16 protein-coding genes are annotated in these 14782 nt (G+C 66.5%); 12 read left to right on the forward strand and 4 right to left on the reverse strand.

Features of this window, described 5'->3' with window-relative positions:
• Window positions 1-115 precede the first annotated feature (115 nt).
• The 6 genes from hemE to EAO27_RS18235 all read left to right on the forward strand — a co-directional run bounded on the left by hemE (window position 116) and on the right by EAO27_RS18235 (window position 4538).
• Entirely contained in the window at window positions 116-1138 is a 1023-nt protein-coding gene (gene hemE / locus EAO27_RS18210; protein WP_242773001.1) for a uroporphyrinogen decarboxylase, read from the forward strand.
• Between the two features lie 2 nt (window positions 1139-1140).
• Window positions 1141-1587: a CopD family protein gene (locus tag EAO27_RS18215; RefSeq protein WP_242773004.1), complete on the forward strand. Its 447-nt coding sequence runs from the start codon at window positions 1141-1143 to the stop codon at window positions 1585-1587.
• 190 nt (window positions 1588-1777) lie between these two features.
• Window positions 1778-3034 (forward strand): transcription termination factor Rho, encoded by a 1257-nt coding sequence (gene rho / locus EAO27_RS18220; protein ID WP_242773008.1) that lies wholly within the window; start codon window positions 1778-1780, stop codon window positions 3032-3034.
• A 9-nt stretch (window positions 3035-3043) separates the two neighbouring features.
• Window positions 3044-3337, forward strand: coding sequence for an antibiotic biosynthesis monooxygenase (locus tag EAO27_RS18225; protein ID WP_242773026.1), 294 nt, complete (start codon window positions 3044-3046; stop codon window positions 3335-3337).
• Between the two features lie 59 nt (window positions 3338-3396).
• The gene (locus EAO27_RS18230) at window positions 3397-4059 is read left to right on the forward strand and encodes a TerC family protein (protein WP_242780640.1); all 663 of its coding nucleotides are present in this window, start codon (window positions 3397-3399) and stop codon (window positions 4057-4059) included.
• A gap of 92 nt (window positions 4060-4151) precedes the next feature.
• A complete protein-coding gene (locus EAO27_RS18235; RefSeq protein ID WP_242773030.1) occupies window positions 4152-4538 on the forward strand; it encodes a DUF1489 domain-containing protein in 387 nt (128 codons plus the stop codon).
• On the opposite strand, the gene EAO27_RS18240 is transcribed toward EAO27_RS18235, so the two are convergent.
• The 3 genes from EAO27_RS18240 to EAO27_RS18250 are packed head-to-tail and all read right to left on the reverse strand — an operon-like array spanning window position 4535 to window position 7220.
• On the reverse strand, window positions 4535-6085 hold the full coding sequence (locus tag EAO27_RS18240; protein WP_242780642.1) for an FMN-binding glutamate synthase family protein: 1551 nt from the start codon (window positions 6083-6085) through the stop codon (window positions 4535-4537). The two genes, EAO27_RS18235 and EAO27_RS18240, sit on opposite strands and share 4 nt — an antisense overlap.
• Before the next feature lie 41 nt (window positions 6086-6126).
• Complete coding sequence (locus EAO27_RS18245; protein WP_242773033.1) at window positions 6127-6525, reverse strand: nuclear transport factor 2 family protein; 399 nt, start codon at window positions 6523-6525, stop codon at window positions 6127-6129.
• Window positions 6522-7220, reverse strand: coding sequence for a dienelactone hydrolase family protein (locus tag EAO27_RS18250; protein ID WP_242773042.1), 699 nt, complete (start codon window positions 7218-7220; stop codon window positions 6522-6524). The genes EAO27_RS18245 and EAO27_RS18250 overlap by 4 nt, the downstream gene beginning before the upstream one ends.
• 97 nt (window positions 7221-7317) lie before the next feature.
• Here EAO27_RS18250 and EAO27_RS18255 point away from each other — a divergent pair, with 97 nt between their 5' ends.
• From EAO27_RS18255 to mnmG, 3 genes are all read left to right on the forward strand, one after another.
• On the forward strand, window positions 7318-7614 hold the full coding sequence (locus tag EAO27_RS18255) for a DUF6489 family protein (protein WP_242773045.1): 297 nt from the start codon (window positions 7318-7320) through the stop codon (window positions 7612-7614).
• A 26-nt stretch (window positions 7615-7640) separates the two neighbouring features.
• Window positions 7641-8945 carry a tRNA uridine-5-carboxymethylaminomethyl(34) synthesis GTPase MnmE gene (gene mnmE, locus EAO27_RS18260; protein WP_278190169.1) on the forward strand — a complete coding sequence of 435 codons (1305 nt, stop codon included), beginning with the start codon at window positions 7641-7643 and terminating at the stop codon, window positions 8943-8945.
• A gap of 533 nt (window positions 8946-9478) precedes the next feature.
• Entirely contained in the window at window positions 9479-11350 is a 1872-nt protein-coding gene (mnmG, locus tag EAO27_RS18265; RefSeq protein WP_242773051.1) for a tRNA uridine-5-carboxymethylaminomethyl(34) synthesis enzyme MnmG, read from the forward strand.
• Between the two features lie 40 nt (window positions 11351-11390).
• On the opposite strand, the gene EAO27_RS18270 is transcribed toward mnmG, so the two are convergent.
• Window positions 11391-12011 carry a hypothetical protein gene (locus EAO27_RS18270; RefSeq protein ID WP_242773054.1) on the reverse strand — a complete coding sequence of 207 codons (621 nt, stop codon included), beginning with the start codon at window positions 12009-12011 and terminating at the stop codon, window positions 11391-11393.
• 135 nt (window positions 12012-12146) lie between these two features.
• Here EAO27_RS18270 and rsmG point away from each other — a divergent pair, with 135 nt between their 5' ends.
• From rsmG to EAO27_RS18285, 3 genes are read left to right on the forward strand one after another with little or no spacing between them, the layout of a single operon-like run.
• The gene (rsmG, locus tag EAO27_RS18275) at window positions 12147-12806 is read left to right on the forward strand and encodes a 16S rRNA (guanine(527)-N(7))-methyltransferase RsmG (RefSeq protein WP_242773057.1); all 660 of its coding nucleotides are present in this window, start codon (window positions 12147-12149) and stop codon (window positions 12804-12806) included.
• Window positions 12803-13585, forward strand: coding sequence for a ParA family protein (locus EAO27_RS18280; RefSeq protein WP_242773059.1), 783 nt, complete (start codon window positions 12803-12805; stop codon window positions 13583-13585). Before rsmG ends, EAO27_RS18280 begins: the two co-directional genes overlap by 4 nt.
• Window positions 13586-14554, forward strand: a complete 969-nt coding sequence (locus tag EAO27_RS18285; protein WP_242773061.1) for a ParB/RepB/Spo0J family partition protein — start codon at window positions 13586-13588, stop codon at window positions 14552-14554.
• The last annotated feature ends 228 nt before the right edge of the window (window positions 14555-14782 follow it).

Raw genomic sequence — 14782 nt, forward strand, 5'->3', positions numbered from 1 at the left:
GTCAAGCTGTTGGCAAAGGCGGCGGCGCTGCCTAAAGCCGCGTTATTCGCCCCCCAACAAACCACCACCATCTTTTCAATATATTGATTGGGTAGAAAGAAAGAGGGTCTGCGCCATGGCGCCAGTGAAGAGCTTGCTCGCGACGTTGCGCGGGGCACGGCAGGAACGGCCCGCATTGTGGCTGATGCGCCAGGCGGGACGCTATCTTCCCGAATATCGGGCGCTCCGGGAGACCAAGGGCGGATTCCTCGAGCTGTGCTACGATCCGGAAGCCGCGGCCGAGGTGACGCTGCAGCCGATCCGGCGCTTCGGTTTCGACGGATCGATCCTTTTTTCCGACATCCTCGTCATCCCGCACGCGCTGGGTCAGGATCTGTGGTTCGAGGCAGGCGAGGGCCCCCGGCTCGCGCCGCCGCTGGTCGACAGCGCGCTGTCCGCGCTCGCGGCAATGCCGCAGCGGCTCGACCCCGTCTATGAAACCGTCACGCGCGTTGCGGGCGCGCTGCCGCCCGAGACCACCTTTCTCGGCTTTGCGGGCAGCCCGTGGACTGTCGCGACCTATATGGTGGCGGGGCAGGGATCAAAGGACCAGGCCGCGGCGCGGCGCATGGCGTTCGGCGACCCGCAGGCGTTCCAGGCAATCATCGACGCGATCATCGACCTGACCGTCACCTATCTGTCGGGGCAGATCGAAAGCGGCGTCGAGGCGGTCCAGCTGTTCGACAGCTGGGCGGGCAGCCTGTCGCCGGCGCAGTTCGAGCAATGGGTGATCGCGCCCAACGCCGAAATCGTCGGCCGGCTGAAGGCGCTGCATCCCGACACGCCGGTCATCGGCTTTCCGAAGGGGGCGGGGGGCAAGCTTCGCGCCTATGCCGGCGAAACCGGGGTCGATGCGATCGGGCTGGACGAGACGGTCGATCCCGCCTGGGCCGACGCCATGCTGCCTGCGCATCTGCCCGTGCAGGGCAATCTCGACCCGCTCGCGCTCGTCGCGGGCGGTGCGGCGCTCGATGCCGCGATCGATCGCATCCTTGCGGCTTTCCCGACGCGCCCCCATATCTTCAATCTCGGCCATGGCATCGTGCCCGACACACCGATCGCCCATGTCGAGCATCTGATCCGGCGCGTGCGGGGATAGGCATGGAACTGGCAGGCTTTCTGGGGGCGACGATGCTTTGGGTCAAAGCGGCGCATATCATCTTCGTGATCTTCTTCATGGCCGGCCTGTTCATGATGCCGCGCTTCTTCATCTATCACAGCCAGTGCCCGGTCGGGTCCGACGAGGACAGGAAGTGGATCGAGCGCGAGGACCGGCTGCGACGGATCATCCTCAACCCGTCGATCATCATCGTCTGGATCCTGGGGTTGATGCTCGCGTTCAACGGCGGTTACTGGACGCAGGGCTGGTTCCTTGCGAAATTCGCCGTCGTGCTCGCGCTGTCGGGCTATCACGGCTGGATGATCGGCCACTACAAGAAGCTCGCGAAGGGCGAGCGGCCGATGACCGAAAAGCGGCTGCGCATGCTCAACGAGGTTCCCGGCGTCGCCGCGGCGATCATCGTGATATTGGCGGTCGTCCGGCCCTGAACGCGCCGCGTCGCGCACGCGATTGACTTGGCGGCGAGCGAGGGATAGGGGCCGATTCAACCCCGCGCACGCGGGCGGTGCGTCCTGCGCCGAGACTATCGCGAACGGTCGTCCCCCGGCCGGATAGGCACCCGCCGCGGTGCGCCGACAACCGATTAATTTCTCCCGATTTTCTACCTGGACTCCATCCATGCATCTCAAAGAACTCAAGACCAAATCGCCCGCACAACTCGTCGAAATGGCGGAAGAGCTGGGCGTCGAGGGCGCCTCGACCCTGCGCAAGCAGGATCTGATGTTCTCGATCCTCAAGGAACTCGCCGAAGAGGGCGAGGAAATCATCGGATCGGGGACGATCGAGGTCCTGCCCGACAGCTTCGGATTCCTGCGCTCGCCCGACGCCAATTATCTGGCGGGTCCCGACGACATCTATGTCTCGCCGAACCAGGTCCGCAAGCACGGCCTGCGCACCGGCGATACCGTCGAAGGCGAAATCCGCGCGCCGCGCGACGGCGAGCGCTATTTCGCGCTCACCAGGCTGATCAGCGTCAATTTCGACGACCCCGACGTCGTGCGCCACCGCGTCAATTTCGACAATCTGACGCCGCTCTATCCGAACCAGAAGCTGTCGCTCGACACCGTCGACCCGACGGTCAAGGACAAGTCGGCGCGCGTCATCGACCTGGTCAGCCCGCAGGGCAAGGGCCAGCGCGCGCTGATCGTCGCGCCGCCGCGCACCGGCAAGACGGTGCTGCTCCAGAATATCGCCAAGGCGATCACCGACAACCACCCCGAGGTCTACCTGATCGTCCTGCTGGTCGACGAACGCCCCGAGGAAGTCACCGACATGCAGCGCAGCGTGAAGGGCGAGGTCGTGTCCTCGACCTTCGACGAACCCGCGACGCGCCACGTCCAGGTCGCCGAAATGGTGATCGAAAAGGCCAAGCGCCTCGTCGAGCACAAGAAGGATGTCGTCATCCTGCTCGACTCGATCACGCGCCTCGGCCGCGCCTACAACACCGTTGTTCCGAGCTCGGGCAAGGTGCTCACGGGCGGTGTCGATGCCAATGCCCTCCAGCGCCCGAAGCGTTTCTTCGGCGCCGCGCGCAACATCGAGGAAGGCGGTTCGCTGTCGATCATCGCGACCGCGCTGATCGATACCGGCAGCCGCATGGACGAGGTGATCTTCGAGGAATTCAAGGGCACCGGCAACTCGGAAATCGTGCTCGACCGCAAGGTCGCCGACAAGCGCATCTTCCCGAGCCTCGACGTCGGCAAGTCGGGGACGCGCAAGGAAGAATTGCTCGTCGAGAAGGACAAGCTCAGCAAGATGTGGGTGCTGCGCCGCATCCTCATGCAGATGGGCACCGTCGACGCGATGGAATTCCTGCTCGACAAGATCAAGGATTCGAAGACCAACGAGGATTTCTTCGACAGCATGAACCAGTAATCCGGCATCATGGCCGTGCTCGAACATGCGCTGCTGCCCGTACGTGCGGGAAACGAAGCGGAATTCGAGGCGGCCATGGCCGAGGCCCGGCCGCTGATCGAAGCGTCGCCGGGCTTTTTGTCGCTTCAGATTCGCCGCCCGACAGGAACCGGACAGCCCTATCTGCTTTTAGTGGAATGGCGGTCGGTCGCGGATCATCGCGACGGGTTCCGCCGGTCGGATAGTTACCAACAATGGCGGGCATTGCTGCATCGCTTTTATGACCCTATTCCAGAGGTCAGCTATTTCGGGGACATGCTGTGATATTGGATATTCTGACGCAAGCGGCCGCCGCCGCGCCGAGCTTTGGTTCGCCCGCCGAAATGTGGCAACATATCGTCAACGACTTCAGCAATATCGGTTCGCCCGCCGCTTTGTCGGCATTCCTCCAGGTGCTGATGATCGATATCGTGCTGGCGGGCGACAATGCGATCGTCGTCGGCGCGCTCGCGGCGGGACTTCCCGCCGACCAGCGTCGCAAGGTGATCGTGATCGGGGTGCTCGCCGCGCTGGTCCTGCGCGTCGCCTTTGCGCTGGTCGTCCAGCAGCTGATGGGCATCGTCGGGCTGATCTTCGTCGGCGGGCTGCTGCTGGTGTGGGTGGCCTGGAAAATGTGGCGCGAACTGCGCGAGGGTGCCCATTCGGCCGGCTCGCCCGAAATCGAGGGCGACGAGCATTCGGGCCTGAAGCCCGCGAAGAGCTTCGCCGCCGCCGCCTGGGCGGTCGCGGTCGCCGACGTCAGCATGAGCCTCGACAATGTCCTCGCGGTCGCCGGTGCGGCGCGCGACCACCCGGGAATCATGATCGTCGGCCTGATCGTCGCGGTGGCGCTGATGGGCGTCGCGGCGAACATCATCGCCAAATATATCGAGCGTTACCGCTGGATCGCCTATGTCGGGCTTGCCGTGATCCTCTACGTCGCGGTCAAGATGATCTACGAAGGCTGGATCGACCCGAGCGTCGGCATCGGCACGCTGTTCGGCTGACAGGTTTTTCTGACGGCAAGGAAAGGCCAGCCCTGCGAGGGGCTGGCTTTTTCGTGCCGGCTTCCCATCTGGACGCCATGTCGCCGCTCCACATGACCCGCGTCGCCGTCGGCTGCCCCGACTATGCGAGCCTCGAACAGCGGATTGCGATGCGCGCCGAGGGCGGCGAGGTGCGTTTCACGACGCGGTTCAAACCCAAGCGCGCCGACGAGCTGATCGGCGGCAGGCTGCACTTCATCGTCAAGCACATGCTCGTCGGACGCGTCGAAATCCTCCGCTTCGACGAGCGTGCCGACGGGCGGATCGACATCGTCTGCGTCGCGAACCTCGAGCGCATCCATCCGCAGCCGAAGCGCGCGCATCAGGGCTGGCGTTACCTGGCCGATGCCGATGCCCCGAAGGGCCTCGACGAAGGCGGTGGGATCGGCGATCTGCCGCCCGAGCTCTATCGCGAGCTTGCCGGGCTCAGCCTGATCTAGAGCGCTGCGCGGAAACTGTCGGCGCGCGCCATCGCCCAGTAGCGTGCGCTGGCCACCGAGCCGGGATCGTCGAGCAGCACGCCGCGTTCGTAGAATTTGTAGATGCGGTCGATCGAATCCGAGCGTGCCGAATTGAGCCGTTCGTGCAAATGGTGCGGCATGATCTGCCACGGGGTTTCGAGCCCCATCGCGCAGGTGATATCCCACAGCGCGCCGACGGTCGCGGCCTGGAAGCGGCGGACGCGTTCGGCCTTGTCCTCGACCACCAGTCCGCGCTGGCGCCCGGGGTGCTGCGTCGCGACCCCGGTCGGGCAGCGGTCGGTGTGGCATTGCAGCGACTGGACGCAGCCCAGCGAGAACATGAAGGCGCGCGCGGCGTTCGACCAGTCGGCACCGAGCGCGCAATTGACCGCGAGGCCAGCACCCGAATGGACCTTGCCCGACGCGGCGAGGCGCACCTCTTCCTTGAGCCCGCACCCGACGAGCGCGTTGCGCACGAAGATCAGCCCTTCGCGCAGCGGCATGCCGACGCGGTTCGAAAATTCGACCGGCGCGGCGCCGGTCCCGCCCTCGGCACCATCGACGACGATATAGTCGAGGCGGATGCCGGTCTCGATCATCGCCTTCATCACGGCGTAGATTTCGTGGGGCTGGCCGACGCAAAGCTTGATTCCGACGGGCTTGCCGCCCGCCAGGTCGCGCAGCTTTGCCGCCCATTCGACGAGTTCGACGGGAGTGGAAAAGGCCGAATGCGCGGCGGGCGAGATGCAGTCCATGCCCGCGGGGACACCGCGCGTCGCGGCGATTTCGGCGCTGACCTTGGGTCCGGGCAACACCCCGCCATGGCCTGGCTTGGCGCCCTGGCTGAGCTTGATTTCGATCATCCGGACCTGGTCGTCTTGCGCCGTGGCGGCGAAGCGTCCGGGGTCGAAGCGTCCGGCCTCGTCGCGGCAACCGAAATAGCCGCTGCCCAGCTCCCACACGATGTCGCCGCCGTGGATGCGGTGATAGGGGCTGAAGCCGCCCTCGCCGGTATCATGGTAGAAGCCGCCGAGCCGCGCACCGCGATTGAGCGCCTGAATCGCGTTGGCACCGAGCGAACCGAAGCTCATCGCCGAGATGTTGAGCAGCGCAGCCTCGTAGGGCCGGGCGCACTGGCTGTTGCCGACGGTGACGCGCCGGGCGCGGTCGGTCGTCATCGTCGGCGCCATGCTATGGCTCATCCACTCATATTCGTCCGAATAGACGTCGAGTTCGGTACCGAAGGGATGCGAATCGAGATCGCCCTTGGCGCGCGCATAGACGAGATCGCGTTCGGTGCGTGCGAAGGGCCGCCCGTCGAGCGGGCTTTCGACGACATAGGCGTAGAGGAAGGGGCGCAGCGCCTCGAACAGCCAGCGCACGCGCGCGATCAGCGGATAGTTGCGGCGGAGCGAATGGTGACGCTGGAGCGCGTCGTAAAGTGCAAGGCCGAGCAGCGGGACCGACAGGATCAGCGTCCAGCGCGCGGACCCCCACCAGCCCGCCGCCGCGATCGCGGCGATCAGGACCGGGATGGCGATCCAGCGCGGGACGCGAAGCACGTCCGTCAGCCCGCCTGCGCGGCGAGCATCGCGGCCATTTTCTCCCAAACCTTGTTGATCGCCTTGAGCGGGCGCACCATCACCTTGAAATCAATTATTTTTCCGTCGGTGTTCCAGGTGATGATGTCGACGCCGTTGATCTGGATGCCGTCGAGTTCACTCTGGAATTCGAGCATTGCCTGATCGCCGTCGACGATTTCGCGCAGATAGCGGAAATTTTCGCCGCCGAGCACATGGCTCGCAGCGTGGAGATAGGCGAAGACCTTGTCGGCGCCCGCCTGCGGGGTGTGGACGACGGGCGAATGGAACACCGCATCCTCGGCGAGCAGGCCCCGCAAGGCCTGCGGGTCGCCGCCACCCGCCATATAGGCGTGCCAGGCGGCGAGACCCGCATGCCCGCTCATGCGAGATGCTCGGCGAAAAAGGCGCGCGTGCGGCCGTCGGCGAGTTGTGCGCCGTCTTCGTTGCGGCGATTGCCCATCGTCGCGGCGAAGCCGTGGTCGAGCCCCTGATAATCGTGGAGCGTGACCTTGGGATGCGGATCGAGCCCATCGTGGATGACCTTCTGCGCCGCGTGGTCGACGAGATGATCTTCGGTCGGGATATGGAGCATCAGCGGGTGGGCGATCGCGTGGCTTTCGTTCAGCATCTGGTCGATCATGACGCCATAATAGCCGACCGAGGCGTCGATGTCGGTGCGCGTCGCGGCCATATAGGCGAGGCGGCCGCCGAGACAGAAGCCGACCGCGCCGATCTTTTCGGCGCCTTCGCCGCGCAGCCAGCGGATGCTCGCCTCGATGTCCTTGACCCCGTCGTCGGCGTCATACTGGCCGAAATAGCCGAAGGCTTCCTGCAGTTCGGCCTCGATATCGGGGCTGAGCTCGACCCCGGGGGCGAAGCGCCAGAAGATGTCGGGGGCGATCGCCAGATAGCCTTCGGCCGCCCAGTCGTCGCATTTCTTGCGGATGCCGGCGTTCACCCCGAAGATTTCGGGGATGACGATGATCGCGCGCGACGAATCGGCGTCGGGGCGCGCGACATAGGCGGGAATCATGCCTTCGCCGTCGAGCGCGGGGATGGTGGTGTTCGTCGCGGACATGGGGGGAGTTCTCCTGACTCTTGCTTCTTGGATGTGAAAGCGCGAAGCTAGCGGCCGCGGCGGCGCGGCTCAAGCGCGTAAGGGGCAAGGACAGGCGATGAAGTTCAATATCGAAGTGGATTGCACCCCCGAGGAAGCGCGGCGGCTGTTCGGTCTGCCCGACCTCGAGCCGCTGCACGCGATCTATCTCGACCGCGTCAAGGAATTGATGGCGAAGGGCATCACCCCCGACATGGTCCAGTCGATGGTCAAGAGCTGGGTGCCGATGGGCGAAAGCGGGCTGGGGCTGGTCCAGTCGCTGCTCGGCCAGTTCGGCGGCGGGCTGATGGGCGGCGGCGCCAAGGCCGCTGACGCTGGCGAGGGCGACAAACCCGCGCGGGGACGCAAGAGCTGACCGAAACCGGGCGCCGAAGCGATACGATCTTTGCGCTGTCGAGCGGGATGCCGCCGGCGGCGATCGGCGTCGTGCGCGTCAGCGGGCCGGAGGCGGGCGCGGCGCTGGCGGCGCTGGCCGGGCGTTTGCCCGAAGCGCGGCGTGCGGTGCTGGCCGAATTGAAGGATGCGGCCGGCGCGCCGCTCGATCGCGCGCTGGTTCTGTGGTTTCCGGGGCCGGCGACCGCGACGGGCGAGGATCTGGCCGAACTCCATTTGCACGGCGGCCGTGCGGTGGTCGCTGCGGTCGAGGCGGCGCTCGGCACGATGCCGGGACTGCGGTGCGCCGAGGCGGGCGAGTTCACGCGGCGCGCGTTCGAAAACGGGCGGATCGACCTCGCCGAAGCCGAGGGTCTCGCCGACCTGCTCGCGGCCGAGACCGAGAGCCAGCGCGTGCAGGCGCTGGGCATGGCGAGCGGGCATGTATCGCGCGCGGTGGCGGACTGGCAGGAGCGGCTGCTCGCGTTGATGGCGGGGGTCGAGGCCGAGCTCAATTTTGCCGACGAGGATGATGTCGAAACCGGCGATGGGGTCGCGCAGCGTGTCGTCGCGGGGATGGCAGCGCTTGCCGCCGAACTCGGCGAATGGCTGGCACGGCCCGCGGCGGAGGTGATCGCCGAAGGGCTTTCGGTTGTCATCGCGGGGCCGCCGAATGCCGGTAAATCGACGTTAATCAATGCATTAGCGCGAAAGGAACTCGCCATCGTGTCGCCGCTGGCGGGGACGACGCGCGACGTGATCGAAACCCCGCTGGCGCTCGACGGGATCGCGATGCGCTTTTCGGACACCGCGGGACTGCGGAGCGGAAGCGGCGACGCGATCGAAAGGATCGGCATCGACCGTGCGAAGACGGCGGTCGAAGCGGCGGATATATTGTTGTGGCTGGGTCCGCCGAAAGCGGCGCCCGACCACCCGCGGACGATCCTGATCGCGGCGCAGGCCGACCGCTGGCGGGGCGACGCCGCCGCCGAGGCCGAAGCGGCTCGTTGCGATCTGATCCTGTCGGCGGCGACGGGCGAGGGGATGGACCGGCTCCACGCCTATATCGTCGACATGGCGCGCACGCTGTTGCCGCGCGAGGGCGAGGCCGCGCTGCGCCGGCGTCAGCGCGATGCGCTCGCCGAGGCGAGGGCGTGGCTCGACATCGAAGCGGGATCGCGCGAGGCGGACGACCTGATCCTGCTCGCCGAGCGCCTCCGGCTCGCGGCGGGCGCGCTCGACCGCATCACCGGGCGCGCCGGGGTCGAGGATATGCTCGATGCCTTGTTCGGGCGTTTCTGCATCGGGAAATGATGTTCCACGTGGAACGGGGAGCGGTGCAAGGGCGACGGGGATGGGTGGTTTCGGGGTGGGAAGCTGCCCCTTGTGCACCCCGGCGAAAGCCGGGGCCCATGGCGGGAAAACGCAAGCTTCGCGTCGGCAATCTGGGCCCCGGCTTTCGCCGGGGATCACAACTCTGTCGGCAACTACCGGTCATTAGCGGATATCTAAATCCTCCCTGTGGCGAAGCCATGGGGAGGGGGACCGCCGCCGCAGGCGGTGGTGGAGGGGCGGTAACGCTGCGCCATCAGCCCCTCCGTCAGCGCTTCGCGCTGCCACCTCCCCATCGCTGCGCGACAGGGAGGAGCGACTGACCGCAACCGGTCGTTGGCGGTCATTCTATCCAGCGACAACGGCTAACGACACGAACGGGATTACTGGACGGAACGTCCGCAATCGGTCGAAAGCCGACGATAGATTTTATCGCGCGACGGCAGATTTGAAGGATGCAGCGCCACGCCCCGGATGGATTCGCGCGGTGCTTTGAGCTATGCGCGCCCGCGATCATGCATAGCAGCGCAACTTTCGATGTCATCGTCGTCGGCGGCGGGCACGCCGGGACCGAGGCCGCCGCGGCGGCGGCGCGGCTCGGTGCGCGCGTCGCGCTCGTCAGTTTCGACCCGGCGCTGATCGGCACGATGTCGTGCAACCCCGCGATCGGGGGGCTCGGCAAGGGGCATCTGATGCGCGAGGTCGATGCGCTCGACGGATGGATGGCGCGCGCCGCCGATGCCGCGGCGATCCATTACCGGATGCTCAACGCGTCGAAGGGCGCGGCGGTGCAGGGGCCGCGTATCCAGGCCGACCGGATCCTGTATCGCAATGCGATCCAGGCGCTGCTCGCCGCCGAAGGGCGAATCACCGTCGTTGCGGGCGAGGCGGCGGCACTCGACCTGTCCGCCGACAGCGCGCGCGTCGCGGGGCTGATCCTCGGCGACGGGACGACGCTGGCGGCGCCGGCGGTGGTGCTCGCGACGGGAACCTTCCTCGGCGGGCGGATGTTCCGCGGCGAGGAGCGGATGGCCGGTGGGCGCATCGGCGAGGCCGGGGCGCATCGGCTTGCGGAGCAGCTCCGCGCCGCCGACCTGCCGATGGCGCGGCTCAAGACGGGGACGCCGCCGCGGCTCGATGGCCGCACGATCGACTGGGCGCGGCTCGCCGAGCAGCCGTCGGACGGCGTCGAGGGTGCGACCTGGACCTGTTCCACGTGGAACAATGCGCGCACGGTGCCGCAGATTTTCTGCGCGATCACGCGCACCAACCCCGATTCGCACCGCATCATCGCCGACAATCTCGACCGATCGCCGCTGTTCACCGGCGCGATCGGCGCGGCGGGCCCGCGCTACTGCCCGTCGATCGAGGACAAAATCCACCGCTTTGCCGATCGCGACGGACACCAGATTTTTCTCGAGCCCGAGGGGCTCGACACGCATCTCGTCTATCCGAACGGAGTTTCGACCTCGCTGCCCGCCGACGTCCAGCTCGCAATGCTGCGCACGATGGAGGGGCTCGAAACGGTCGAAATGGTCGTGCCGGGCTATGCGGTCGAATATGACCATATCGACCCGCGCGCGCTCGACCGGACCTTGCAGCTGCGCGCGATAAGCGGGCTGTGGTGCGCGGGGCAGATCAACGGCACCACCGGATATGAGGAAGCCGCGGCGCAGGGGCTGGTCGCGGGGGCCAATGCGGCACTCAGCGTGCAGGGGCGCGAGCCGCTGATCCTCGACCGCTCGGAAAGCTATATCGGGGTGATGGTCGACGATCTGGTGCTGCAGGGGGTGAGCGAGCCGTACCGCATGCTCACCGCGCGCGCCGAATACCGGTTGCGGCTGCGCGCCGACAATGCCGCGACGCGGCTGACGCCGAAGGGGATCGCGCTGGGACTGGTGCGGCCGGCGACCGCGGCTTTGTTCGATGCACGCATGGCCGAGCGCGCGCGCGCGGCGGCGTTGCTCGCCGCGCCGGCGGCTACCGCCGATTATGCCGCGATCGGACTGGCGCTGCCCGGCGACGGCGCGGCGCGGCGACGGATCGACCTGCTGCGCTTTCCCGGGGTGACGATGGCGGCGCTGGCGACGCTCGCGCCCGACCTCGCCGCGATCGACGGCGCGATCCTCGCCGAGCTGGCCGAGGATGCGCACTACGCGCCCTATATCGCGCGACAGGAGGCCGAGCTGCGTTCGCTCGCGGCGAACGAGGCGATCCTGCTCGACCCTGCGATGGATTATGCCGCGATTGGCGGGCTGTCGCGCGAGATGGTCGAACGGCTGACCAAGGCGCGGCCCGAGACGCTGGGGCAGGCGGGTCGGATCGACGGGGTGACCCCGGCGGCACTGACCGTGATCCTGGTGCATAGCAAGCGGCGGGCGGCCTGAAGGTCGATGGAGCCGGGAGGTCGCTTCATCGACCCATATCCTACTGGGAAATAGCTTCATTTCCGATGAGGTTCAGTTCGAAGTCGGCGGTGGACGCGGCTGCCATCAGACAGGATATCGCGTCGTCTTCGGGCCCGGATGGTAGGGTGAGTCTGCTCACCCATTCGGGACTGAGGACGTGCGGACCATAGGATGATTGCAGCGCTCCTGCAGCCGCAGGGCCACAGATCGCTTCCAATTGCCGGGCGAATGCTATCGCATCTGTTTCTCCGGCGCGAAATTTTGGCACTTTGTCCAGCAGACCGCGCGCCGCCAGCGCCGCGGCGGCGCGTGCGCGATAAGCCGCCATATATTGCGCCATCCTGATTGCATCGAAGCCCTTTTGCAGCTCGGGTGGCAGCTCGACATCGTAAAAGCGAACGGCCCTGTCTATGCACGGCAGTTGCTCCTCGGTCGCTCCATGAACGACGAGAATCGGTGACGGCGAAAAGCCGTCGGAGTTGTCTAGGTCGTCGTAGCGGATTTCAACGGCCTCCGCGCCGCACTGGACGATGTTCCGGGATGCCAATTCGGGGCTGGGAAAGGCGAGAGTCTCCAGCGGATCGGCAAATGGTCCAGACCACAAAAGGAATATTGGGGCTATCGTAGCCGAAATGCTCATCGGCGGGACATTGCACGGACGGGTTGAGGTTCGCAATCGAGCGATGCCATTGCGTGAGGCTTTCAAAATCTCTCGCAAAGGCGCAAAGGCACGAAGAAGAACAAGCCCGCTTCGCGGGGTAGGTGAAAGAGCGACGTGGCGGACGCCGAACTATTGGAAAATGAAGGCGCTGCGCGCGACTGGCTGAAACAGGCGTTTGCGCCGACCGCCTTGCAATGGGCGGCTCTCGAACGCTTTGCGACGATGCTCGTTGCCGAAAATGCGCAGCAGAATCTGATTGCGGCTTCGACAATCCCGTCGCTTTGGGTGCGGCATATCGCCGACAGCGCGCAGTTGCTCGCGCTCGATCCGGACGGTGAGGGGCTCTGGATCGATCTGGGCAGCGGGCCCGGGTTGCCGGGGCTGGTCGTCGCGATCCTGTCCGATCGGCCGATGCTGCTCGTCGAATCGCGGCGGCGGCGCTGCGAATTTTTGCGCGCGGTCGCTGACGCGCTGGAACTGCGCCATGTCGAGGTCGCCGAGGCGCGGCTCGAGGCGGTGGCGACGCGGGTGGCGGGGACGATCAGCGCGCGCGCCTTTGCGCCGCTCGACAAATTGCTCGACTTGTCCGCGCGTTTTTCCACCGAATCGACGCGCTGGCTGCTGCCGAAGGGCCGAAACGCGGTTAAGGAACTGGCGTTGCTGCCGCAGCCATGGCAGAGAATGTTCCACGTGGAACAGAGCCGCACCGATGGCGACAGCCATATCCTGGTCGGCAAGGGGCGCGTCGCGCCCGAAAAGCGAGGAAAAGCATGATCCGTATCGCCGTGGCGAACCAGAAAGGCGGGGTCGGCAAGACGACGACCGCGATCAACCTGGCCACGGCGCTCGCGGCGACGGGGTGGCGGACGCTGATCATCGATCTCGACCCGCAGGGCAACGCTTCGACCGGGCTGGGCATCAAGCAGGCGCAGCGCGAATTTTCGAGCTACGAACTGCTCCGCGGCGATGCCGGGATCGCCGATTGCGCGATCCCGACCGCGGTGCCGCGGCTCGACATCGTGCCCGCGACGGTCGATCTGTCGGGCGCCGAGATCGAGCTGATCGAGTTCCAGGACCGCCTCCACCGTCTGCAGCAGGCACTGTCGGGCGCCGAGGCGGGGCAATGGGACATCTGCCTGATCGACTGCCCGCCGTCGCTCGGCATGCTGACCCTGAACGCGCTGATCGCCGCCGAATCGCTGATCGTGCCGCTGCAATGCGAATTTTTCGCGCTCGAGGGGCTGAGCCAGCTGCTCACCACGGTCGAGCGCGTGCGCGAGCGTTTTAACCAGAAGCTGACGATCCTCGGCGTCGCGCTGACGATGTTCGACCGCCGCAACCGGTTGACCGACCAGGTGTCCGACGATGTCCGCGAGGTGCTGGGCCCGGTGGTGTTCCAGACGGTGATCCCGCGCAACGTCCGCCTGTCCGAAGCGCCGAGCCACGGGCTTCCGGCGCTGATCTACGATCATCGCTGCACGGGATCGATGGCGTATATCGCGCTGGCACGCGAGCTGATCGACCGCCTGCCCAATATTCGCAAGGCTGCATAAATGACTGATAAAGAAGATGAAACCGGGGCCGGGTCGGCGATTCCCGCGAAGAAGCGGCCATCGGGGCTGGGGCGCGGGCTGAACGCGCTGTTCGGCGACGTTGCGATCGAGGCGCCGGTGCTTGCCACCCCCGGCGGCGCGGCGAAGGCCGCGACGGCACCCGCGGGCGACGCGGTGCAGCATGTGCCGGTGGGGTCGATCCGCCCGCTTCCCGGCCAGCCGCGACGCCATTTCGACGAAGGCGCGATCGCCGAGCTGGCCGATTCGATCGCCGCGAGGGGCCTGCTCCAGCCGATTATCGTGCGCGCGGCGCCCGATGGCGACGGCTATCAGCTCGTCGCGGGCGAACGGCGCTGGCGCGCCGCGCAGCGTGCCGGGCTGCACCAGATTCCCGCGCTGGTGCGCGTGCTCGACGACGCCGCGACCTACGAGATCGCGCTGGTCGAAAATATCCAGCGCCAGGACCTCAACGCGATCGAAGAGGCGGGGGCGTATCGCAAGCTGATCGAGGATTTCGGGCATAGCCAGGAAGCGCTGGCGAAGCTGGTCGGCAAATCGCGCAGCCATGTCGCGAACCTGATGCGGCTGCTCGACCTTCCTGACACCGTGCAGGCGCTCGTCGGCGACGGCAGCCTCGCGATGGGGCATGCGCGCGCGCTGATCGGCGCGGCCGATGCCGAGGCGATCGCACGCAAGGTGGTCAAGGACGGGCTGTCGGTGCGCGCGGTCGAGGCACTGGTGCGCGACGGCAAGGGCGGCAGCGGAAAAAAGGCGCCGCTCGAGTACAAGAGCATCGACGGCAACCGCGACCCCGATATCGTCGCGGTCGAACGCCACCTGTCCGAACTGCTGGGGATCGGGGTTGCGATCACCTATGCCGGCGAAGGCAAGGGGGCGCTGACGCTCAAGTTCGGCTCGCTCGACCAGCTCGACATGATCTGCCAGCGATTGTCGGGCGAATCGATCTGATCGAATCGCTCGGCCGGAGGCCGGCAATTGTGCCGATCCGGGCCGCAGGGGAGCAAAGCCGGTCCGCAAACGGCGGCGCGATATCGACACAAGATGTTGATTTTGAAAGTGAATGCATCGGTTCCGGCGCCAATCGCTAACGCGACGTTTACCATGAACGTCGGCAAAAGCTGAACGGGTGGTGGGTAGAAGGGCGGCAGCGGACGGGGTGGGATTCCCGTTTGCCGT

The organism is Sphingopyxis sp. YF1, from assembly GCF_022701295.1.
GTDB lineage: Bacteria > Pseudomonadota > Alphaproteobacteria > Sphingomonadales > Sphingomonadaceae > Sphingopyxis.